The sequence below is a fragment of the Pseudidiomarina fusca genome (assembly GCF_032227045.1).
Taxonomy (GTDB): Bacteria; Pseudomonadota; Gammaproteobacteria; order Enterobacterales; family Alteromonadaceae; genus Pseudidiomarina; species Pseudidiomarina fusca.
Genome location: NZ_JANFPJ010000022.1, coordinates 16315 through 37926, shown reverse-complemented (window position 1 = coordinate 37926; position 21612 = coordinate 16315). Strand labels below are relative to the sequence as shown.

Sequence of the window (21612 nt, the reverse complement as noted above, 5' to 3'; positions counted from 1 at the left end):
GCTATAGCCCTCCACTGCGGGAAATTTTGCGTTTTACCGCCTGTATGATGACCCAAGGATTAGCGCAAACCAAACTCACTCGAGTTTTGCCGCGTGTGATTCCAGTATAAAGGAGTTCTTTACTTAACACCGGCATATCTCGGTCTGGCAGCACCACCACGGTATGCGCAAACTCCGAGCCTTGCGACTTATGAATCGTCATGGCGTAGGCGGTTTCAACAAAACTCAAACGACTAGGCACAATCCAACGTATTCCTTGGTCGGCGCCCCAAAATACCACTCGCAGCGGCTCATCGGGTCGCCGCTGCAACACGATACCCATATCACCGTTACGCAGATTCATGCTGTAATCGTTTTGCGTTATCATCACTGGGCGGCCGTAAAACCAACCATCCACATGCTCTAAATCACCGTGCAACCAGCGAATCACTTGCTCGTTCAAGCCCTGCAGGCCCCACTCGCCAACCCGCGTAGCTGCTAACAATTGAAATTGCCCTAACTGGGTTAGAACGATTCGCGCCCAGTCATCAAATTCGACATCGGTGGCGCTAGGTGCGGGGCGCTGCTGTAACAGCTCTGACAAGCCGCTCAAGCCTTCGAGTACCAGCTCTTTAAACGCAGGAGCGCGTGCTGTCTCAACCACCAACAGGTCAATGTTATCTAACTGCTGCTGTTGGGCAGTTGCTTGCTCTTGGCCGTACATCCAATCATTTAACCAGCCCACCTGTTGCTGATTGACCTCGTTGGCTAATTTGCCAATGCCTTTGTTGGGGTCAAAACGACGGCTCACATGAAACATTGCCGTATGTTGTAAGTAAGGCCATTGCTCTCCTTGCGGATCCATTTTATCCATCGGCAAAGGTTGCTCTGAGGTTTCATTCAGCCAATTGGCGGTAGCGTCGCTATAATGCCCATGCTCAGCCTCTCGACAAAGCTGTCCCAACACAGCGCCAGCTTCAACACTAGCCAGTTGGTCTTTATCGCCCAGCAAAATCAACCTGGCATGTGCGGGTAAGGCATCAACCACCGCAGCCATCATTTCAATATCAACCATTGAGGCTTCATCAATGATCAACACATCAGCAGCTAACGGGTGGCTGTGATTATGTTTGAAGCCACGCTGCTGCGGGAGCGAGCCTAACAAACGATGCAAGGTAACGGCCTCGGTAGTGATCTCTGCCTTCAAGCCATCACTGCAATTAAGATTACTTAACTCGGTGCTAATAGCTTCGCTCATTCGTGCGGCTGCTTTGCCGGTAGGCGCTGCGAGACGCACGCGCAGCGGTTGTTGCTGCTCCCGCAAACGCTGTAAGGTAGCAAGTAGACGTACTACCGTATAGGTTTTACCGGTACCGGGCCCGCCGGTAACAATCGTAAAACAGCTACGCATGGCTAACGCACAAGCCAAACGCTGCCAACTATACTCGTCCGCTGCAGTGAGCGGCCCAAATAACTCATCCAGCACCTGCTTGAGGGCAGCGCTATCCACCGACGGCTGCTGCCGCATACGTTGTCGCAAATCATTTTTGATGCTTAGCTCATAATTCCAATAGCGACGTAAATAGAGCCTTCCGTTCGGCGCTAACACTAACGGGCTATTCGAACTCCCGATCGGTGCGGCGGGGTCTTCTGGTAACACCTGCAGCAATTTACTACGCATCGGAATGCTGCCGTAATCTCGAAAGTACAAACACACCAGCATTGCTGGCCGCATGCAGTCCTCTCTAGCCAGCGCACTGGCGTGTTCAGGTGGCAACGCTAAGGTAGTTTCAGGGTCATAGAGTAAGCCATGCAAATCTAAACAAGGATGACCTCGCCCCAGTTGATGACTTACTAATGCGCCGAATAACACCAAAATTTCTTCGTCAGGGCCGGCCAGCTGCTCTAAGTACTTGGCCAGCGCTAAGTCGATTGAGCGAATCCAACCCTGTTCATGCATTGGCTCAAGAATCTCAACCACAGATAACTTCATCGGGCTATTTGCCATGGGTCACCTCCGCTGTGCTCATTGTGGTGCCCATAAATAAGGCTTCTAACTCAAGAATTAAGGCGCGCGGTGGACGGTCGTAAAACGCCCCGCCATGATCGGTTTCATACCCCCGCATAAACAGATAAACAGCACCACCCACATGAGTATCGTAGTCATAGGCATCACCTAATCGTGCTTGTAACAGTTTATGCAGGGCCAAGGTATAAATAACGTACTGCAAATCGTATCTGCTGGCTAAAATTTTATCCCGCATAGCCGTTTGGGTATAAGCTTCCGCATTCGCCCCAAGGTAATTTGACTTATAATCAGCGACATAATATTTACCATCAAATTCAAATACTAAGTCAATAAAGCCTTTTAGCATGCCATTCAATTTTGCCGGTAACAACAGCGGGCGTTGATGCCCAACCAACACGTACTTACGCACCAAATGGTCAATACTCTGTGCCGATACACCACGAGCTTCAAACCAAAACTCGGGCTCCGCCTGATAGTTTGTTAAATCAGCTAAGCAAAGCTGATGCTCACCTACCTTAAACGGTGTCTTCAGATAGTGAACCAGCCAGTGGCCCAGCATGTCGGCTTCCTCCGCCCACGTTTCAACTAAGCTTGCTTGTTCTGCCAGCTGGTCACCCAACTCAGTAGATGCCGCCACAGTGGCAAAACCCTCATCGGCAGCTGTTTCTAGTAAATGGTGTAAAAAGGTACCCGGGCCAGCGCCTTTCGGAAAACCATGAATGGTTCCTAGCACTGGCGCTTGCTCGAATAACTCGCTGGTGAGCCCCACTGGGCTAGTTTCAGGGGCATCGTCGTACCGGCCCTCGAGCACATTCAAACCATCGGCATCATCTTCAACCAAACTCATTTCGCCATATTTCAAGGCACTGTAACTGGCCACCCACCAACTTTGCAGTTGATATCCAGCTGGCATCCGACAATGCGCTAGCTGCGGTAGTTGTTGCAATGGCGGCTGATAAGTCTCAAGGGAGCTGCTAGCGGTAATTTGTTGTACCGCAGCAGTGCCGGGCAACAGCAGCCCACTCAGTTTTTTGATGGGGCCGTTAAAACCACCCAGAATATAATGTAGGGCACTATTCTTAAATTCTTTAAAGGGTGCAATCCCGACAAATGTGGCGTATTGCGCCCGCGTGGCTGCCACATAAAGTTTGCGAATATCCTCGGCTAAACGCTCTCGCTCGGCCGCTTCAATTCCCTTTTCATCCTGCTTATCGTAAGCAAAACATAACTCACCATTAGCGTCGTGATAACTAGCCGGATACTGCACCCGGAACTGCTTCGGCCAGACGTTGCTGATAAAGGGCAAGAAGACTAACGGATACTGTAATCCCTTAGATTTATGGATAGTGATCACCTGCACCAGTTGGCTGTCACTTTCAAGTCGTACTTGTTGTTCTGAGCTATCGGTGCGGCTGTGACTTTGTTGCGCCAATTGAATATGTTCGGCTAAATAGCGTAGCACTCCGGTCATGCCTTCAGTTACCGCAGCATGCTGCTGCAACAATTCGGCTAAATGCAATACATCGGTTAACTGACGCTCACCCTGTACCTGCTGCAGCAGCCTAGCCGGCACTTTAAAATCATGCAGCAACCGCTGCAGCATCGGCAACACCCCTTGTCGCTGCCAACGTTGATGATATTCGAGCATCTGATCGGCTAATTGGTCCCAGCGCAATTCATCACTAAAATAGTCATCTAGCTCAGCTAAACTTAGACTCAATAATTGGGTGCTTAATGCTGCCCGCACTAGGCCAGGATCACGAGGTTGCGCACAGCCTTGTAATAAGGTGAGTAAATCAGTAGCCACCACGCCGGCAAACACAGAGTCGCGATCCGACAGATAGACACTTTGCACTTGGCGCTGGCGCAAGGCATCACGCATGAGCCGAGCTTCATTGGCGCTATTAACAAGCACTGCAATATCACCTGGTTGCACCCGTTGCACGGCGCCATCCGCAGCCTTAAAACCGCTGTCTGGGTCATTCAATAGCTGCACAATAGTAGCCGCAAAGTGTTGCGCCAAGGCTGTTTTACATTCGCCATCGGAGGTCTTGTCAGCTGGGTCATACATGGCAATCTGTAACGCTGCCAGTGGCTGTTGTGCTGCCACAAAAGTGCGCGATAGACCATTTGCCGCCACTTCAATAAAAGGTACGGGGTTGTCGTCATTGGAAGGGTCAGCAAACATGAACGCACCCAGCGGCGAGGACTCCGCCTGCTTAAATAACGCATTGGTGGCAGTAACCATGGCATGGGTAGAACGAAAATTCTTAGCCAAGGTGTAATGACGCCCAGTGGTAGCCCGCCGCGCCTTTAAGTACGTATAAATATCAGCATTACGAAACGAATAAATCGCCTGTTTAGGGTCGCCGATCAAAAACACCCCGCACGGGTCGGCGGTATGAGCAATATCGTAAACCCGATCAAAAATATCGTACTGTACCGGGTCGGTATCTTGAAACTCGTCAATCATAGCAACGGGAAACTGCTGCTTGATGGTGCTTGCCAGGAGCGGTCCCTGCTCGCTGTGTAGAGCTCGACGAAGCCGCGTGAGCATGTCATCAAAGCCCATTTCCGCGCGCTGCCGCTGTAGCTCGGCAAAACGTTGTTGCAACCAATGAGCTGCATGTTGCAGCAAGGGGGTCTTGAGTTCGGGCAATTTGGCTACCGCTTGCTGCAAATCAGCAAACTTCTGCCAGAATGGATGTTCTGGAACGCCACTAGGAACCACCTCGTCCATGCCATCGGGTGTTAACCGCACAAATCCGGACTCTGGCTTTAGGCTAGGTTGCAACACCAATTGCCCAGCCGCCAGTTGCTGCGCCCAAGCTAATAACTGTTGATGCCATTTAGCTACCGACGCGGCTTGAATTTTGTTCGCATTCTTGAGTTTACCCTCAGTGCGCAATTGCCCAATGATTGCGACGATGTCATCACTCCATTCAGCCCAAGGCAGCTCTAAAAAAGTGTGTTTTAGTTGCTCAATTTGCTCGGCTTGTTGCTGCAATAATTGATGCGGTACAACCTGAGGTAACCGCTCCGTATGAGCCACTAACTTTAACGCACGTTTTAAAAGCTCTGCGGGGGTCGCAAAAGCTTCAATAAAAGCTTGATAAAGCGCCACTTCGTTGGCCGCTAATGGAGCAATAAAACTGCGCCAATAGTCCTGCGCTGTTTGTAGCCAAAGCTCCTGATTGTCGGTATTCAGCTGCTGAGTGAATAAACTGCCACTCGCGAATGCATGCTCTCGCAACATCCGATTACACCAGCCATGAATCGTATGTACTGCGGCTTCGTCCATATTTAGAGCCGCCTGCGCTAACAATTGTGCAGCCGCTGGCAAATCCGTTTGCTGCTCACGTAAGGTCACTAGATAGTCTTTGTCGGTACCGACCTGACTATCGCGAAAATATTCGGCCGCTTCACTTAAGGTGGCACGAATACGATCACGTAATTCTTCGGTGGCCGCTTCGGTAAAGGTCACAACGAGAATCTGCTCGGGTAGCAACCGACGCTCGAGCACGAGACGCACATAAAGAGCTGCGATGGTGTAAGTTTTACCGGTACCGGCACTGGCCTCAATCAGACGACTGCCCACCAGTGGCATAGTTACAGGATCTAAACTAATAATTGCGGGCGATGCGGTAGCTTGTTCCATGCTCATTCACTGTCTCCTGTGTCACCTTCACTACCATGGCCAATTGCGGTTAACGTGGCAAACCAAGGTAAGTACAAACGCTTGACCCACGCCAACATCTGTTGATCTGCCACTAACTCGGTGTAAGTTGGATAAAAGCGTGCTACGTATCTTTTACTGGTGACCAAAGCTGCCACTGTTCTATTGCCATCTTCGTAAGCCTGCTCGGCATCGTCATGCACCAGCTCGAGTTGTTCTGCGTTGAGCATGTTAGCTAAGGTCTTATGGTGAGCAACTAACCCGGCAGCAGCAGTTTCAAGCTCCAGCGGTAATGGCCAGGTTAAGCCCTCTGCCACCGCCGCCAAAATATTCTGCAGTTGTGCCTGCGCATTAGCTGTAGGTAGCGGCGCTAAACTTAAACCACCAATCGGCCCTAACATGAAGGTTTGCGTGGGCGCAGCAGTATTCAGTATGAGATGCTCAAGGTAACAACGCACGGCATGCTTTAAGCGTGGTTGTAATTCTTTACCGATTGAGTGCACCAGTTTTGATGGGCTCAAGATCAAATGTAAGCGCTCACCCACATGATTTTGCCGCAGTCCCTGAAAGGTTTCACTAACCGTCAAAGGTGGCGTTAATTCGGTACTCTGTACCCTGATTGTTTGCACCGGCACCGGCTGCTTATACTCGGTTAACAGTGGCTGCGCTTGGGCGATGATGGCTTGTACTTGGGCCGCGATATCCTGCTTCATGAGCTCACCAGCAGCCCCTTGCGGCAAGTTACCTTGGCGCTGTAAACGAGCCAGTGCTAGTTGCAAGTACATGTGACAATGCCCTGCATCAGCTGACTGCAACAGCGGTTCGTGCACCGCTGTCAGCGCCTCTTGCGTTAATTGCCAGCGGCTTAAGCCATCCAGCACAAAACATTCGTCATCCTTTGCCGTTAACTGTTGTTCACGTAGATACACCCCAAAGCGCAAGTTCATCAATAACTTGGCCGGCTCTTTAAAAAAGTCCGTCAATTGGCTTACGGTAAGCTCACCCTCTTGGACAAAAGGCGGCAAGGTCACTATCGGTTGATTGAGCGTATCGGTTGGCTCGCTATGAACGACCTGCCATTCTTCAGCAAAGGTAAACCACTGTTGGTACTGCGGTTGGCTGGTCTTAAAATAAGCGCGACTAAACGGCTGCAGTTTATGTTCTTGTACCCACGCATAGGGCCCCCACAGACGCTGCAAGTGTTCTAATAGCTGGCTCACTAACACCGAGGGTGGCTTTTCAGAGTTATCGCGAATACTACGCCCGTGCCAGCTGACATAAAAACGCTCACGCGCAGATAGCAGAGCTTCTAAAAATAGGTAGCGATCATCCTCTCGACGAGAGCGATCACCTGGACGAAAATCTCTCGCCATCAGATCAAAATCAACGGGCTTTTGCGAACGCGGATAATCACCATCATTCATCCCCAACAAACAAACGACTTTAAACGGGATGGCACGCATCGGCATCAGTGTTGCCACATTCACACTACCGGCTAAAAAGCGTTGATTTAACTGCGGTTGATCGACCTCACTCAACCAACTTTCAGTAACCACTGTAAGCGGTATAGTTTGCGTAAAACCGGCTTCGTCGCAAGCTTGCAACCACTGCTCTAATTGCTGTCGTAACCGCTGCAAGAGAATTTCATCGGCATCACTGCTAGCTATAAATAAGCTGGTAAGCAGCCCAGCTAAATACTCGGTCCAATCCAGTGGGGTACGCGGCTGTTCAGCGGCACTAAAATGCGCCAAGAGACGATCAATAAACAGTAATAAAGCGCCAGCCGCTTCGGCTTCAAGACCAGCCACATCGGCATAGGGTTCGGTCTCCTGCCACTCACTATCTAGCAGTGGAGTCGCTCCGGTTGCGTAACCCAGCAGCATCCGCCGCAAGCCAAACATCCAACTGTTACTATCGCTACTGGGCAATCCTAGCGCAGTCCGATGCTCAGCCGCCAACCCCCAGCGGATACCGGCTTGCTCTATCCAGCGCTGCAACAAGGGTAAGTGTTGCTCAGCCAAGCCCAGTTTGGCGGCCACCGCTGGTACTTGCAGTAAGTCAATGATGTCACTGGCGGTGGCTCGTTGTTGCCGAATCGCCAACACATAATCTAGCGCAATCAGGATCGGATGCCGATGACGCTGACCTTGGTCGGCAATAGTGTAAGGTAAGAAACGAGGATCGCTGCGCTCGATACGCCCAAATACCGCATCGATATGCGGTGCATACAAGTTAATATCTGGCACCATCACCATCACATCGCGCGGCTGCAAGGTTTCGTCTTCGGCAAACCAAGCCAACAACTGATCATGAAGCACTTCTACTTCACGTTGTGGGCTGTGCGCACAATGAAACTGCATGGCCTGCGGCTGTTGTAATTGCGGCCACTGCTGCTGTGACTCAGCCACGCTGCGTAAGCGCAGAATATCGTCTTGCAGCATGTTTAAAACACTAGGTTGTGGCGGTAAGCTGTGCGGAAAAATGTCAGATTTTAGATAATTAAGCTGTTCGCGTACCGCTGCAGACTCATCGGCAAGCTCTAACAAGCGAATGTAATCGCGGCCTTGCTTGCCCCATGCCGCTAGCAGTGGATTGGCCTCGGCATGCAACCCCTCTTGCTCCAAAATTCTCTTATTATCAACAATATGACTCCAATGCTCAGCACAAGGGTTGTGCACGCACAAAATCACCTGCACGCACGAGCTCAGCGCATTAAATAATTCGAGTAATTGCTCGGGCAAACTTGAGATACCAAAGATAATCACTCGCCGCGGTAAGTTCTTGGGTCGGCTGGCGGCAGTTAGCTGTTGTGCCGCTTGGATGAATTCGCGATGCAAAGTGGCGCGGTTATTCCAGCGCTGGTCTCCAACATCGGCCAGCAAATAACGCCATAACAGCGGTTGCCATAGGTCGTCGTCACCCACTTTTACATCGGTACTGCTGCCATCGGCCCAATTATCTAACCAGTCAGCCCGATACATTTGATATTGATCATACAAGTCCGCCAAACGCTGGCTTAGCTGTAACAACTTACGTTGGTCACTATCATCTTTCATATAGCGTTGCAGCACTGCAAATTCAGGCTCGGCCAAATGCAGTGGCAAGATCCGAAATATCCGCCAGGTTAGACGGTTTTTATCAAAGGGGGACGAGGTGGGTAGTTGATCGCCAAGTACGGCCCGATAAGCTCGCCACTGAAACCGCGCGGGTAACGTCACCTCTAACATACTAGCGATGCCCGTGGTCTTTGCTACATGCAACTTCAACCATTGTGCAATACCATTCGATTGCACTAAGACAGTCTCGGTTTCTAGGGGCTGCAAAGGATAGCGCTGAGTCACACCAACCACTAGATCGGTTAGTTCCTCTAACCTATGGCTGTGTACAACAATCATACCTGGCGTTATTTCACTCATTTGATATCCTCAAATTATTCTAACCGTCATCGTACCTAAACCCACTACTGTAAACTAGCATGATTAAACGACATTATGCGTCGCCTACTTAGTATCACCCCAAATAAGGTAGCGATAGTAAGTTAACAGAGCCTGGTTTAAAGTGATCTTGAATCGTAGTGACTTGGAGCTAACATGAAAATCATCACCCTACTTGCCGCAGCAGTCATCTTCACCAGTGTCCTCAGTGCATGCGCACCAACGCCAGCGACGCCAGCGCCAACTCCGCTAGCTGATGTGTTGCAACCAAGCCCCGACCGCTATGTCAGTGGCCAGCCGACCAAACAACAATTGGCTGCATTACAGCAGCTAGGTGTGCGCCAAGTCATTAATTTACGCTCTGATGCCGAAGTTGCTGATCATCCTGAACCCGAATGGGCCGCCGCACTGCAATTAAATTATCAGCATTTACCCATTCGTGGTGCTGCTGATTTAACCCTAGCCAATATACAAGCCTTTGATCAGCTTTTAGCTACGCCACAACCCACCCTGCTGCATTGCTCCAGTGGTAATCGGGTTGGTGCGATGATGGCATTACGCGCTTATTGGCTACAACAAGCTAGCGCTGAGCAGGCTTTGCGCATTGGCTATGAGCATGGTTTGGGTGATTTAGAGGATAGTGTGAAACAGCTGCTTCAAGATTAACTTTATGCTAGACTATGCGCGCATTTTTTGACCTCGGATTTACGTTCCGAATCGCCAATAAAAGGAAATCTTATGTATATTTGCGCCGCACTTTATAAGTTTGTGGAATTTAACGATTTTGCTGAATTTCGCGAGCCCCTCTATCAAGCCATGATCAGCAACGACGTTAAAGGTACGTTACTGTTAGCCCGCGAAGGTATTAACGGTACTATTTGCGGTACCCGCACAGGTATCGATAAGGTCCTTGATTTTTTACGCCAGCAAGCTGTATTTGCCGATCTTGAACACAAAGAATCGCCCAGCGATACCCAAGCTTTCTACCGTACCAAAGTGAAGCTTAAAAAAGAGATAGTCACCATGGGCATCGACTGGGTGGATCCGAAGAATGTGGTGGGCACCTACGTAGATCCGAAAGATTGGAACGCTCTCATCCGCGACCCTGAAGTACTGCTTATCGATACTCGTAATGACTACGAATACGCCGTCGGAACTTTTGAGGGTGCGATCAACCCTAAAACCGAGAGCTTTCGTGAATTTCCTGAGTATGTGAAAGAACACCTCGACCCAAGCCAACATAAAAAGGTTGCCATGTTTTGCACCGGTGGCATTCGCTGTGAGAAATCTACGGCCTATTTAAAGTCACTTGGCTTTAACGAGGTATACCATCTTAAAGGTGGCATTCTTAAATATTTAGAAGAAGTACCCGAAGAAGAAACCAGCTGGAATGGTGATTGTTTTGTGTTTGATCAGCGCGTGACCGTAAGCCATGGCTTGAAGCAAGGCAACTATGATCAGTGCTACGCTTGCCGCATGCCGATTACTGCTGAAGAAATGCAATCAGAGCATTACGTTAAAGGCGTTAGCTGCCCTCATTGTCATGACAAAACAAGTACTGAGCAAAAGCAACGATTTGCTGAACGCGAAAAGCAAATTCAGCTGGCAAAACAACGAGGCGAACAGCACATTCGCGATGGCAAGTTAGAGCAGTTACAACAGAATTAAGCCGTTTCTATTGCCCTTGAAAAGGTCTATACTCGGTCATAGATAGAGTGATAGAGAAAGTTTTTTCTTAGCGTAACAAGGAGTCATAGATGAAACAGCTGAACGTGATTGGCTTAGACCAAAAACATTCTGAACAGCTTGCTGAACGGTTAAATCAACTACTGGCCAACTATCAGATTTTCTACATGAATGTGCGCGGCTTCCATTGGAACATTAAAGGTAAAGAGTTCTTTGAACTGCATGCTAAGTTTGAAGAAACCTACAACGAGTTGTTGCTGAAAGTAGATGAAATTGCAGAGCGTGTCCTAACCTTAGGCCAGCGTCCGCTGCACGCATATTCTACTTACATTGAAGCAAGCGAAATTCAAGAATCTAAAGATATTCATGATGGCAAGGCTTGTGTTCGTGAAATTCTTGATAGCTACAAAATCACTATCCGCTTGCAACGCGAAATCCTTGAGCTTGCTAGCGAAGCCGGTGATGAAGGTACGTCCTCATTGATGAGTGATTACATCAAAGAGCAAGAGAAAACTGCTTGGATGCTCACCTCATACTTGAGCTAACAGTATTTGTTTACTAGCAGCTAGTTAAATGAAAAATAAAGAAAAGCCCGACACCTAATATTGGCGTCGGGTTTTTTTTATAAAAAATCTGCTATGCTTACAACTGCTGTACGATAATAACAAGAGCAATAATTAAACAGACCATAAGGAATAAACTATGAACAAGCTTATCGGCATTGTCTTACTAGTGGTTGGTATTATTTTGTTGTATTTCGGCTGGGAAGCCTATAACTCGGCGGCATCGGAGCTCAGCCAAATGGCAACCGGAGAAACCACAGATAACGCGATGTGGTATCTGATTGGCGGCGCTATTGCAGTTATTGTAGGCCTCTACGGCATCATTCGTGGCAAATAACTGAACACAGCTGCGGTGAGTTCTTGCTGGCGAGCAACCAGCTCGGCTCACCGCCACTTTTGACCCACAGCCAAAACGGCGAAGGGCAGCTAGTCATTAATCTTGTTGCACATTAGGTAACCGCCAAGCCCGCACGGCTGCTAATAAGCCTAAACCAATCAATGTGAGCATCACTGCTTCAATACCTAACAGGCTATCTACTACACCTAACAGCATGCCTAACAATAAAACCACACCAATAACTGTGTTCGACACCGCAGTAAACTGGGCACGATTATCCTGCGTTGCCATATCCACCAAATAGGTTTTACGGCCCACGCGAGCCCCATGATGAGCTACGGCTGCAGCAAAGATCAGTCCACCGCCTACCCATGGCTGCGCTAACCAAGCAGGGGCCAAGGCCATCACCGCCACAGCTATCGCCATCACTGCCGTAGCCAACAAAGCTGCTACCGCCATCACTTGGTGGCTAGCGCGATCGGACCAGCGCCCCCAAAACCGACCTGCAAGTAAACCAGCAAGCCCGCTCGCCAACATCAAACCGCCCAAGCTAGTGAGTTGCAAATCATCACCCGTTTGGTCGGCGCCAGCAACTTGTATCATCACCACCAAATAAGGGATGGCAAAGGCCGAAGCCACCAGCAGCGCGCGGGTTATTACAAACTGACCAAACTGACGGTCTTGCCAAAGCAAACGTAACGACTTGAGTGCTTCAACTAAGGCATTACCACCACCTTCGGTGGCACCTGGTACTTCCGGTACCGCAGCATAAATCAGCGCAGCGCACAGCCATAGGAGCGCAGCCGCACCCAGTAACGCTGCAAACAACCACTCACTAGCTTGATTGTCGCTACCTACCTGGGGCACCCCAATAATCACTAACGCAGTTAACAACGATAGCAGCCCAGCGATTGAAGCCGCCAAACCTGTGAGGCGACCGCGTTTGGTTTTAGAAATGGTTTTACCTTGCACATCTTTGATAGCAACGGAACAGACGCCCCGGGCAATGCTAAAGAGCGTAAGTAACACAATAATGATCCAGCCTAGCAGCTCACCGCGCGTGGTAAGTACAGCCACCAACATGCCCACCAAGGCCGCTGCTTGACCAAGGCTACCTGCTACCCAAAACCATTTTCTTACTGGGGTCTGCCGCAGTTGCTGGGCAATAATTAATTGCGGTAAAAGAGCCAACGACTCACGTAGCGGCACCAGCGCACTGATGAAAAAGCTCGGCGCACCTAAGGCGGTTAACATCCACGGCAGCACCAGCCGAGCACTTACTAAAGAATCACCCAACTTAGTTAGGGTAAGCGCCCATAAGTGAGCTAAAAAGGCTTGTGGTTGGTCGTTACAGGCGGCGTCGGGGATATCTTTGCACACGCGCGCATCTTCATCTTCTGCTAGGTAGCCATAGAGTTTGTTTGTTAACGACTGCTGCTCGGTACTACTCATAATGGCTCCTTGGTTGACGATGTTAGCGGCCCTAGCGGCCTAACACCGGCGCGGCCAATTAAGTATGGCCTTGTAAGTTATGATGTAATTCATACCATAATTGGCTGACAGTTTCAGCCAACTGCAGCCAATCGGCTAATTGTTGCGAGTGAATATGAATACCAGCAACACCTTCGTAGCTATGAATAAAAGCTCGTTGCTGAGTGTTATCAAAATCGTTGGCCAACATGCTATTCGCCAAATCAAAATAGCGTTCACCCATGCCCGCATATTCCCAATCGATCACCTGTAACTGCGGACGGGTAAAAACATGATGAAAAGCTAAGTCGTTGTGACAAAAAACCGGGTTCATACCAAAGCAATCAATTAACTTGCGTTGCTGCCCAATACGTTTACGAAACTGGCGCGCGCGCTCTTCATCATAACGAGCCAAGGCATCACAATAGATTTGTAACCGCGACCGCAACGACCACACCGGCACATCAACTTGCACCCGATGAATTCTGGCACTCACCTCGGCTAAGTGCTGGATTTTGGTGCTCATAGCCAAGGTGCTGTGAGCTAAATCATCGCCGCTAATAAACGGCTGTAGTAGCAATCCCTGAATGGTATCGTAATAGAGAACGGCGGGGGCGAGTTGTTGCTCGGCGAGTTGTTGTTGTAACGCTACTTCTTGGTCGCGATTAAGACCGTAAGGATGATCGTAGCGGAAATGCTTTAACACATAACTCTGCTCGGTCGTGATAATTTTATACACGTCGTTAGCAACCCCTTTGAGAAGGGGTTGCGTATCTAAAACACCATGAATAGGAAGGTTAGTTAACCACTGCTGTTGCATGCTTGTTGTTGTCCTTGCCGCCATTGCCACATTGCATAAACTACCAAAACTAAATACACCACATAAAGCCCAGCGGTTTGCTCAAATCCCTTGATGGCATATAAATAAATATAGGCGCTATCAATCACCAGCCAATACACCCAATTAGAAAATAATTTGCGCGTAAGAAGCCAAGTAGCAAACAAACTATAGACAGTAGTATAGCTGTCTAACCACACTTGGTCAGCCTGCGTATAGGTTTGCATCAACCAAGCCAAAAGTGCCGCAATTAGCGCCAGCAGCACGCCAACAATGACATGCCAACGCCAACTATACCCTACTTGAGTAGCAGCACTATCACTTGCCGTGCCATAGCGCCACTGCCACCAACCGTAACCCGCCAATAGCACATAGATGGCTTGTAAGGCACTTTCTAAGTACAACTGCACATGAAACATCAGCCAAGCATAGATGGCGCAACTTAAGGCGCCAGCTAACCAACACCATACCGACTGCCGAGCCGCCAACAGTAAATACAGAAGTGCTAGAATAATCGCGAGGATTTCCATCCCTTGCTCCTAAAAACTATAGCTTGCGGTGAAGCCAACCCGTCGTGGCTCACCCCACTGCTCATAGGTTTGTGGCGCATATTCAATTCTTGGATCATTGCCAAAATAGAAGCCGCGTATACCATAGTCTTGGTCACTGAGATTACGCGCCCACAGGCTCAAATGCCAGTCTGCTAACTGCCAATCCACACTGGCGTGCCAAAGTTGTACAGCAGCACTACGACTATTATGCGAATCTGAATAATAGAAGCTATCTTTGTAGTCTGTTTGCAGCGTCACCGACAGTTGCTCTAATGGCTGCCAAGTTATGCCGACATTGGCCTGATGATTTGGTGCATAGGCCAACTCGCGACCACTCATGTCAACCCCATCTTCGGTCACAAAGCCTTGCATGTCACTTTCTAACCAGCCCAATGCAGCAAAGCTCTGTAACTGCTCCGTAAAGCGATACCGTAGCTCTAATTCCGCACCATAGCTATTGCCACTGGCAGCGTTTTCAATGTAACCAACAAACTGCTGTTGTCGATTAATCCAACTCTTAAGTTGTACGTCATTACGGTCTTGGTAAAACAAAGCCGCATTAAACAACAGGGTATCGCTATCGTTGATATATTTGTAACCAAGCTCGTAACTGGTGAGCAACTCAGGTGCAAAGGTAGCCCGCTGCTGCAGGAACTGGCCCAACTCGGTATCTAACTGACCACTCACCTTACCCAGCGCCTCACCATTCACCCCACCCGTTTTATAGCCACGCGCTAGGGTGCTGTACCACATGCCACCAGCTAGGGTTTGATAACTTAAACTCAGCCGTCCGCCCCACATAGAATCACTCGGCTTAGCTGCCACCTGATTACTATCCTGATAAGGATTACGATAACGCTCTAAACGCAGTCCGGTAGTGAGTTGCCAGCGATCGCTTAACTGCTGAACCAGCTCACCATAAAGGGCGAGGTGCCGGCTTTGATAAGAACTAACAAAGCGATCTTGCTGGTCAATGTCCCAGTTCATAAAATCTCGTTGCATGTCCTCATCACGCTGATAGGCATACAGCCCTAACACCCAATCTGTTGGTAAGCCCAGCCATACTTGCGGCTGTGTACTTAACCAACGTACTTCTACACTATGGTCTTGGCGCTGCCGTTGATAGCTATCTACCGAGGCATATTCCCATCCCGGCGCAATCCCTGGATAGCTCCAATCTTCGTCATAGCTGTACTTACTATCAGCATTAAGATAACTGTAAGCCAGCAACAACTCGCTGTATTGCCAACCCGAAAAGGTTGCGGCAAAGCGCACTGCTTGCTGGGTTAAATCATCTTCACCAGGTTGGTCGGCATAACTTTGCCGGGTATTATCCAGGCTAAAGGCATCGTAGCCATTATCTTGCCGATAGCTATGCAGGGTAGAACGTAAACTCCAATCGCTGCCTAACTCGGTAAAAACATTCAAACGTACTGCACGTTCGGAACGCTGTTGGGTATCGTCTCGTTGCAAATAGAGGTTTTCGGTAAAACCATCATCCCGCTGTTGATAAATACTTAAACGCGCGTCGCCCAAAGCACCAACCGCCCCACCCAGCGCTAGGCCAGCGCGGCGACCACCGTAGTTTGCAATGCCGAGTAACCACTCGCCACCATGTTCTGCTTGAGCTCGAGTGCTTTCAAGCACCAACATGCCAGCCATGCCATCAGCACCAAAGCGGCCACTTTGGGGACCACGATAGATCTCAACTTGGCTAATATCAAACAATTGTGCGGCTTGGCCTAACCCACTGTAATTAATACCATCAATAAGTAAACCAACGGAAGGATTAATAGGGTCAACAAACTGACTACGCTCACCAATTCCACGAATTTGAATAAATCGTGCGCGCGAGCTCCCCCCTGCAAAATTAACGTTAGCAACGCCTTGCAGTACTTCATCAAGATGCATAGCGCCGCGCTCAGCCACCATGCTTGCGCTAATAGAGGCGACACTGGTAGGGGTTTCATTGACCGTTAGCTGCCGAAATTGACCTTGCACGCGAATACGCTCTAACTCGATAGCAGCGTCATCAGCGGAGGTTGGCTGCGTGGCCTCAGTGGCGGCATGGGCAAGACTAGTGACTAGGGTGAAGCCTACTAACAGGCTCGAAACAACAGGTACAACAGAGTTAAACATTGGATTATTTCCTTAAAACACATAAGAAACAATCCGGCTTGGCAGGTCTATAATGGAGGTTGTTAGCTACCATCCCTACGCCAGTATTAACCGGATCAGGTGCAAAGGGTTCGCAAGTTGCATCTCAGCCAGTCGTCGTGAACGACCGGCACCCCTTGGTAATGCGGACAAAGTATAACAGAGACGCTTAGATAAAGGCCAGAGCATCGCCGTAAAGTTGGACCAGTGGTAAGCCATTGGCATGAAATTCGTCGCGAATAATCCTTACCATTTCAAAGCGCCCAGCAGCATAAACATCGGCTTCGCCAAGATCACTTTGGTCGGTTAGCACGGCTTGGTGAACCAAGCCAGTAAGTCCCGTCCAAGTGGGCTCTGGGTATTGCACCACAGGGCGGTAATAAAAATGAGGATAGGCTTCGGCTAACTCTTGCAATTGATCATGCATATAAAGATCAGCAGCGCTACGCACGCCCCAATACAAAGTGACTGGACGAGTTGATTTGCGCTGTAAATGTGCCTGTGCAATAGACCATGCGTAAGAAAACCCGGTGCCTCCAGCAATCAAAATAAGCGGTCGAGTACTTCGCGTATCATCACGGTACCAAGCGTCGCCGAGCGGTCCTTCAATCTCGATACAGCCATTGTTGCGCATGCTTTCAAGCACCTCATAGGCGTACTTATTCTCTGGCGTAGCACCAATATGCAACTCTAACAGACTGCCATCTGAGGGGCACGAGGCGATCGAGAACGGCCGTTTATCCCGCTCCCCCATCACTACTTGCAAATATTGCCCCGCTTTAAATTTCATCGCTTGCGGCGGTTGCAGTTGCACGCGATACACAGCGGCAGTCAAAGCTTCGATGGCCGTTACTTGGCACAGCATGGTTTGCATCACATTTTTCCTATATCTATGTTGTAGGTGTTTACGGCTGAGTATTAAAGATATCCAGCTCATCCCACAATTGGTCTACCCGGGCGCGGACTTGCTCATCCATCACAATTGGCGTACCCCACTCGCGTTGGGTTTCACCTGGCCATTTATTGGTCGCGTCCATCCCCATTTTTGAGCCAAGCCCTGATACTGGTGAGGCAAAATCCAGATAATCAATCGGGGTGTTTTCTATCAACACCGTATCGCGTGCAGGATCCATCCGAGTTGTCATTGCCCAGATAACATCTTTCCAATCACGGGCATTGATATCGTCATCACAGACAATGACAAACTTGGTGTACATAAATTGGCGTAAGAAACTCCACACGCCCATCATCACTCGTTTAGCGTGTCCGGCGTATTGCTTCTTCATGGTCACCACCGCCACTCGGTACGAGCAGCCTTCTGGTGGCAGATAAAAATCAACAATTTCTGGAAATTGTTTCTGCAGCAAAGGCACAAACACTTCGTTAAGCGCCACCCCCAGTACCGCCGGCTCATCGGGTGGGCGTCCGGTATAAGTACTATGATAAATGGGTTGCTTACGCATGGTGATATGCGTCACGGTAAAGACAGGGAAATCATCCACCTCGTTATAATAACCGGTGTGATCGCCATAGGGTCCTTCTGGAGCCATTTCGTCAGGCGCAATATAGCCCTCTAAAATAATCTCGGCATGAGCTGGTACTTGCAGAGAGTTGCTAACGCACTGGGTTACCTCGGTCTTGCCATCACGCAGCAGGCCAGCAAAGGCGTATTCTGAAAGCGTATCAGGTACCGGCGTTACGGCGCCAAGGATGGTCGCAGGGTCGGCTCCTAACGCCACAGCTACTGGAAAGTTTTCGCCCGGATGACGACGTTTGAACTCTTGAAAATCCAATGCACCGCCGCGATGCGACAACCAGCGCATAATGAGTTTGTTTTTACCCAGCACCTGCTGTCGATAAATACCTAGGTTTTGTCGTTCTTTGTGAGGACCTTTGGTTACCGTCAAGCCCCAAGTCACGAGCGGAGCAACGTCGCCTGGCCAGCAATGCTGTATCGGCAACTTGGTTAAATCCACTTGCTCACCCGTTAAGACCAACTCTTGGCACGGTGCCTTTTTCAGTTGTTTAGGAGACATGCTTAGCACTTTCTTATACAACGGCAACAGATTTAACGCATCTCGAAAGCCCTTAGGCGGCTCTGGCTCTTTCAAAAAAGCCAATAACTTGCCTACATCCCGTAACGCTGCTACTGAGTCTTGCCCCATTCCTAGCGCGACCCGTTCAGGTGTACCAAACAGATTAGCTAACACCGGAATATCGTGGCCTTTCACGTTCTCAAACAACAATGCTGGACCGCCCGCCTTGAGCGTTCTGTCAGCTATTTCTGTCATTTCTAGGTAGGGATCAATCGGCTGCTGAATACGCTTCAGTTCGCCTCGTTGTTCCAATAATGCTATAAAACCACGTAAATCTTGATATTTCACGGTGACACTCACTATTTGCATGGGTGCTGTAAAAGCAATTAGGCGCGCAGTATAAATGTTTTTGATATAGTTTTCAGCGATAGCTGTTTTTCTACCAAGGAATTCTACCAAGGATAATCAAATGCTCGCATTTTGGATCATTTCTGCACTAACGCTAGTGCTCGTGATAACAACCTTAGCGCCATTTTCTAGTAGTAAAGTATGGTGGGTCAGAATCTGGGATTTTCCGCGTTTACAAGAAACCGCCATCGCACTCTTCTTATTAATCGCTAGTGCAACTTTTCTGCCTGCCCACCAACCCAGTACCTGGGTGCTAGTAGCGCTACAACTAGCTTGTGGGGCTTGGCATTTGTGGTGGATTTTTCCCTACACTCCTTTTGCTGAACGCACCGTTGCTAGATATCGACGCAAGCATGAGCCGAGCATCAGTGATCATTTACGGATTCTCACGGTCAATGTACTCGAGCCCAATCGCAATGCCATTAAACTCCTGAAATTAATTCATCAACACCGCCCCGATATTGTTGTAGCGGTAGAAACGGATGCTTGGTGGATGCAACAACTTGATGAAATACAAGATCATTTGCCTTACGTGCAGCGCTGCCCGTTAGATAATTTATACGGCATGCTGGTGTATTCTAAATGGCCGTTAGTGGATGCTGAAACGCGCTTTATGGTAGAGCCACAGGTACCTTCAATGCATTTTACCTTGCAGTTACCCAATTCACAGGTACGCATGCACTGTGTGCACCCTGCCCCACCTAGCCCTACTGAAAACGAAAAATCGCGCGAACGTGACAAAGAATTGCAAGCGGTGGCCCGCATCGCCTTAAATGAAACCGGCCCGGTGATAGTCACGGGTGATCTCAATGACGTTGCTTGGTCACGCTCAACCCGCACTTTTATGCGCATTAGCAAATTATTAGACCCTCGGATGGGACGCGGTATTTATAACACCTTTCATGCCAAAATCCCGTTGCTACGCTGGCCGCTCGACCACATTTTTCATAGTCCCCACTTTATGCTGGTGAAGATTAAGCGCTTACCAGCGTTTGGTTCCGATCACTTTGCGTTACTCACTGAGTTGGCTCTGAAAAAATAAAAAAAGCCAGCAAGGTAAGCTGGCTTTTTGCTAATAACTAAGACGAGCGACTTAGCTCTTTTGGCGTTTCATCGCTTCAAAGAATTCATCGTTAGTTTTGGTCATTTGCAACTTATCAATCAAGAACTCCATCGCTTCTGTTTCACCCATTGGGTGTACAATTTTGCGTAGAATCCACATCTTCTGTAGCTCTTCTTGATTGGTCAGTAACTCTTCGCGACGGGTACCTGAACGATTAAAATCGATCGCTGGGAAGACTCGTTTTTCAGCAATTTTTCGGTTTAAATGAAGTTCCATGTTACCGGTACCTTTAAACTCTTCGTAAATCACTTCATCCATCTTCGAGCCGGTATCTATCAACGCGGTAGCAATAATGGTTAAGCTGCCACCTTCTTCAATGTTACGGGCTGCACCAAAAAAGCGCTTGGGTTTATGTAACGCGTTCGCGTCCACACCACCGGTGAGCACCTTACCAGAGCTAGGAATCACGGTATTGTAGGCACGCGCCAAACGAGTAATGGAGTCGAGCAGGATAACCACATCCTTTTTATGCTCTACCAATCGCTTAGCTTTCTCAATCACCATTTCAGCGACTTGCACGTGGCGGCTAGCTGGTTCATCAAAAGTTGATGCAACCACTTCACCTTTTACCAAGCGATGCATCTCGGTGACTTCTTCTGGACGCTCATCAATTAGCAATACCATGAGTACACAATCCGGATGATTGGCCGCTATAGACTGCGCAATGTTCTGTAATAGTAAGGTTTTACCAGCTTTCGGTGGCGCAACAATCAAGCCACGCTGACCTTTACCTATAGGCGATGCTAAATCTAATACCCGTGCAGTAATGTCTTCCGTTGAACCATTTCCACGTTCCATCCGCAGACGTTCGTCAGCATGAATCGGAGTAAGGTTTTCAAAAAGGACTTTATTGCGGGAGTTTTCAGGTTTGTCGAAGTTTACTTCACGGATTTTGAGGAGAGCAAAATAACGTTCGCCTTCTTTGGGCGGGCGAATCTTACCCGACACCGTATCACCCGTGCGTAAGTTAAAACGACGGATCTGGCTGGGCGACACATAGATATCATCAGGGCCAGCTAGATAAGAAGAATCGGCCGAGCGCAAAAAGCCGAAGCCATCTTGCAAAATCTCAAGCACGCCATCGCCGTAAATATCTTCACCGCTTTTGGCATGAGCTTTAAGAATAGCAAAAATAATATCTTGCTTGCGCATCCGAGCCATTGATTCTAGGCCCATAGTTTCTGAGAGCTGCACCAGCTCGCTGATTGGTTTGTTCTTTAATTCAGTTAAGTTCATAGGGGGGTAATGACTTTTGTGGCCAATAAAAAATTGAGTTGTTTAATTTAGGGATTTCGACTGCTTCGGGTACCTGAAGGCTGGCACCC

15 protein-coding genes and 1 riboswitch are annotated in these 21612 nt (G+C 49.0%); of the genes, 5 read left to right on the top strand and 10 right to left on the bottom strand.

Features of this window, described 5'->3' with window-relative positions; all coding sequences use genetic code 11:
- Window position 1 precedes the first annotated feature (1 nt).
- The 3 genes from recD to recC are packed head-to-tail and all read right to left on the bottom strand — an operon-like array spanning window position 2 to window position 9100.
- Window positions 2–1987 (bottom strand): exodeoxyribonuclease V subunit alpha, encoded by a 1986-nt coding sequence (gene recD, locus NOG12_RS10555; protein WP_153826886.1) that lies wholly within the window; start codon window positions 1985–1987, stop codon window positions 2–4.
- On the bottom strand, window positions 1977–5672 hold the full coding sequence (gene recB, locus NOG12_RS10550) for an exodeoxyribonuclease V subunit beta (protein WP_313933247.1): 3696 nt from the start codon (window positions 5670–5672) through the stop codon (window positions 1977–1979). The genes recD and recB overlap by 11 nt, the downstream gene beginning before the upstream one ends.
- Window positions 5669–9100 carry an exodeoxyribonuclease V subunit gamma gene (gene recC, locus NOG12_RS10545; protein WP_313933246.1) on the bottom strand — a complete coding sequence of 1144 codons (3432 nt, stop codon included), beginning with the start codon at window positions 9098–9100 and terminating at the stop codon, window positions 5669–5671. The genes recB and recC overlap by 4 nt, the downstream gene beginning before the upstream one ends.
- A 174-nt stretch (window positions 9101–9274) precedes the next feature.
- Here recC and NOG12_RS10540 point away from each other — a divergent pair, with 174 nt between their 5' ends.
- From NOG12_RS10540 to NOG12_RS10525, 4 genes are all read left to right on the top strand, one after another.
- Window positions 9275–9784: a protein tyrosine phosphatase family protein gene (locus NOG12_RS10540; protein WP_313933245.1), complete on the top strand. Its 510-nt coding sequence runs from the start codon at window positions 9275–9277 to the stop codon at window positions 9782–9784.
- 72 nt (window positions 9785–9856) lie between these two features.
- Window positions 9857–10786, top strand: coding sequence for an oxygen-dependent tRNA uridine(34) hydroxylase TrhO (gene trhO / locus NOG12_RS10535; protein ID WP_313933244.1), 930 nt, complete (start codon window positions 9857–9859; stop codon window positions 10784–10786).
- 89 nt (window positions 10787–10875) lie between these two features.
- Entirely contained in the window at window positions 10876–11349 is a 474-nt protein-coding gene (locus NOG12_RS10530) for a Dps family protein (RefSeq protein ID WP_110075504.1), read from the top strand.
- A gap of 157 nt (window positions 11350–11506) precedes the next feature.
- On the top strand, window positions 11507–11704 hold the full coding sequence (locus tag NOG12_RS10525) for a DUF3185 family protein (RefSeq protein ID WP_110075505.1): 198 nt from the start codon (window positions 11507–11509) through the stop codon (window positions 11702–11704).
- A gap of 96 nt (window positions 11705–11800) precedes the next feature.
- On the opposite strand, the gene NOG12_RS10520 is transcribed toward NOG12_RS10525, so the two are convergent.
- The 6 genes from NOG12_RS10520 to ubiD all read right to left on the bottom strand — a co-directional run bounded on the left by NOG12_RS10520 (window position 11801) and on the right by ubiD (window position 19104).
- On the bottom strand, window positions 11801–13156 hold the full coding sequence (locus NOG12_RS10520) for an MFS transporter (RefSeq protein ID WP_313933243.1): 1356 nt from the start codon (window positions 13154–13156) through the stop codon (window positions 11801–11803).
- Window positions 13157–13214: 58 nt separating this feature from the next.
- Window positions 13215–13994 (bottom strand): phosphotransferase, encoded by a 780-nt coding sequence (locus NOG12_RS10515; protein WP_181394900.1) that lies wholly within the window; start codon window positions 13992–13994, stop codon window positions 13215–13217.
- Window positions 13976–14542 carry a nicotinamide riboside transporter PnuC gene (gene pnuC, locus NOG12_RS10510; RefSeq protein WP_313933242.1) on the bottom strand — a complete coding sequence of 189 codons (567 nt, stop codon included), beginning with the start codon at window positions 14540–14542 and terminating at the stop codon, window positions 13976–13978. Before pnuC ends, NOG12_RS10515 begins: the two co-directional genes overlap by 19 nt.
- A gap of 9 nt (window positions 14543–14551) precedes the next feature.
- Window positions 14552–16702: a TonB-dependent receptor gene (locus tag NOG12_RS10505; RefSeq protein ID WP_313933241.1), complete on the bottom strand. Its 2151-nt coding sequence runs from the start codon at window positions 16700–16702 to the stop codon at window positions 14552–14554.
- Between the two features lie 55 nt (window positions 16703–16757).
- Window positions 16758–16868: riboswitch (TPP riboswitch) on the bottom strand.
- Between the two features lie 21 nt (window positions 16869–16889).
- Window positions 16890–17594, bottom strand: a complete 705-nt coding sequence (fre, locus tag NOG12_RS10500) for an NAD(P)H-flavin reductase (protein ID WP_313933240.1) — start codon at window positions 17592–17594, stop codon at window positions 16890–16892.
- Between the two features lie 31 nt (window positions 17595–17625).
- Window positions 17626–19104 (bottom strand): 4-hydroxy-3-polyprenylbenzoate decarboxylase, encoded by a 1479-nt coding sequence (gene ubiD / locus NOG12_RS10495; protein ID WP_313933239.1) that lies wholly within the window; start codon window positions 19102–19104, stop codon window positions 17626–17628.
- Window positions 19105–19225: 121 nt separating this feature from the next.
- Between ubiD and NOG12_RS10490 the strand changes: the two genes are divergently transcribed.
- Window positions 19226–20206, top strand: a complete 981-nt coding sequence (locus tag NOG12_RS10490; RefSeq protein ID WP_110075511.1) for an endonuclease/exonuclease/phosphatase family protein — start codon at window positions 19226–19228, stop codon at window positions 20204–20206.
- A gap of 51 nt (window positions 20207–20257) precedes the next feature.
- Here NOG12_RS10490 and rho read toward each other — a convergent pair whose 3' ends face one another.
- On the bottom strand, window positions 20258–21523 hold the full coding sequence (gene rho / locus NOG12_RS10485) for a transcription termination factor Rho (RefSeq protein WP_110075512.1): 1266 nt from the start codon (window positions 21521–21523) through the stop codon (window positions 20258–20260).
- Between the last annotated feature and the right edge of the window lie 89 nt (window positions 21524–21612).

What these genes read in the sequence shown, in the direction of transcription:
- recD (WP_153826886.1), bottom strand. Translation starts at nt 1,987, where the DNA reads ATGGCAAATAGCCCGATGAAGTTATCTGTGGTTGAGATTCTTGAGCCA.
- recB (WP_313933247.1), bottom strand. Translation starts at nt 5,672, where the DNA reads ATGAGCATGGAACAAGCTACCGCATCGCCCGCAATTATTAGTTTAGAT.
- recC (WP_313933246.1), bottom strand. Translation starts at nt 9,100, where the DNA reads ATGAGTGAAATAACGCCAGGTATGATTGTTGTACACAGCCATAGGTTA.
- NOG12_RS10540 (WP_313933245.1), top strand. Translation starts at nt 9,275, where the DNA reads ATGAAAATCATCACCCTACTTGCCGCAGCAGTCATCTTCACCAGTGTC.
- trhO (WP_313933244.1), top strand. Translation starts at nt 9,857, where the DNA reads ATGTATATTTGCGCCGCACTTTATAAGTTTGTGGAATTTAACGATTTT.
- NOG12_RS10530 (WP_110075504.1), top strand. Translation starts at nt 10,876, where the DNA reads ATGAAACAGCTGAACGTGATTGGCTTAGACCAAAAACATTCTGAACAG.
- NOG12_RS10525 (WP_110075505.1), top strand. Translation starts at nt 11,507, where the DNA reads ATGAACAAGCTTATCGGCATTGTCTTACTAGTGGTTGGTATTATTTTG.
- NOG12_RS10520 (WP_313933243.1), bottom strand. Translation starts at nt 13,156, where the DNA reads ATGAGTAGTACCGAGCAGCAGTCGTTAACAAACAAACTCTATGGCTAC.
- NOG12_RS10515 (WP_181394900.1), bottom strand. Translation starts at nt 13,994, where the DNA reads ATGCAACAGCAGTGGTTAACTAACCTTCCTATTCATGGTGTTTTAGAT.
- pnuC (WP_313933242.1), bottom strand. Translation starts at nt 14,542, where the DNA reads ATGGAAATCCTCGCGATTATTCTAGCACTTCTGTATTTACTGTTGGCG.
- NOG12_RS10505 (WP_313933241.1), bottom strand. Translation starts at nt 16,702, where the DNA reads ATGTTTAACTCTGTTGTACCTGTTGTTTCGAGCCTGTTAGTAGGCTTC.
- fre (WP_313933240.1), bottom strand. Translation starts at nt 17,594, where the DNA reads ATGCAAACCATGCTGTGCCAAGTAACGGCCATCGAAGCTTTGACTGCC.
- NOG12_RS10490 (WP_110075511.1), top strand. Translation starts at nt 19,226, where the DNA reads ATGCTCGCATTTTGGATCATTTCTGCACTAACGCTAGTGCTCGTGATA.
- rho (WP_110075512.1), bottom strand. Translation starts at nt 21,523, where the DNA reads ATGAACTTAACTGAATTAAAGAACAAACCAATCAGCGAGCTGGTGCAG.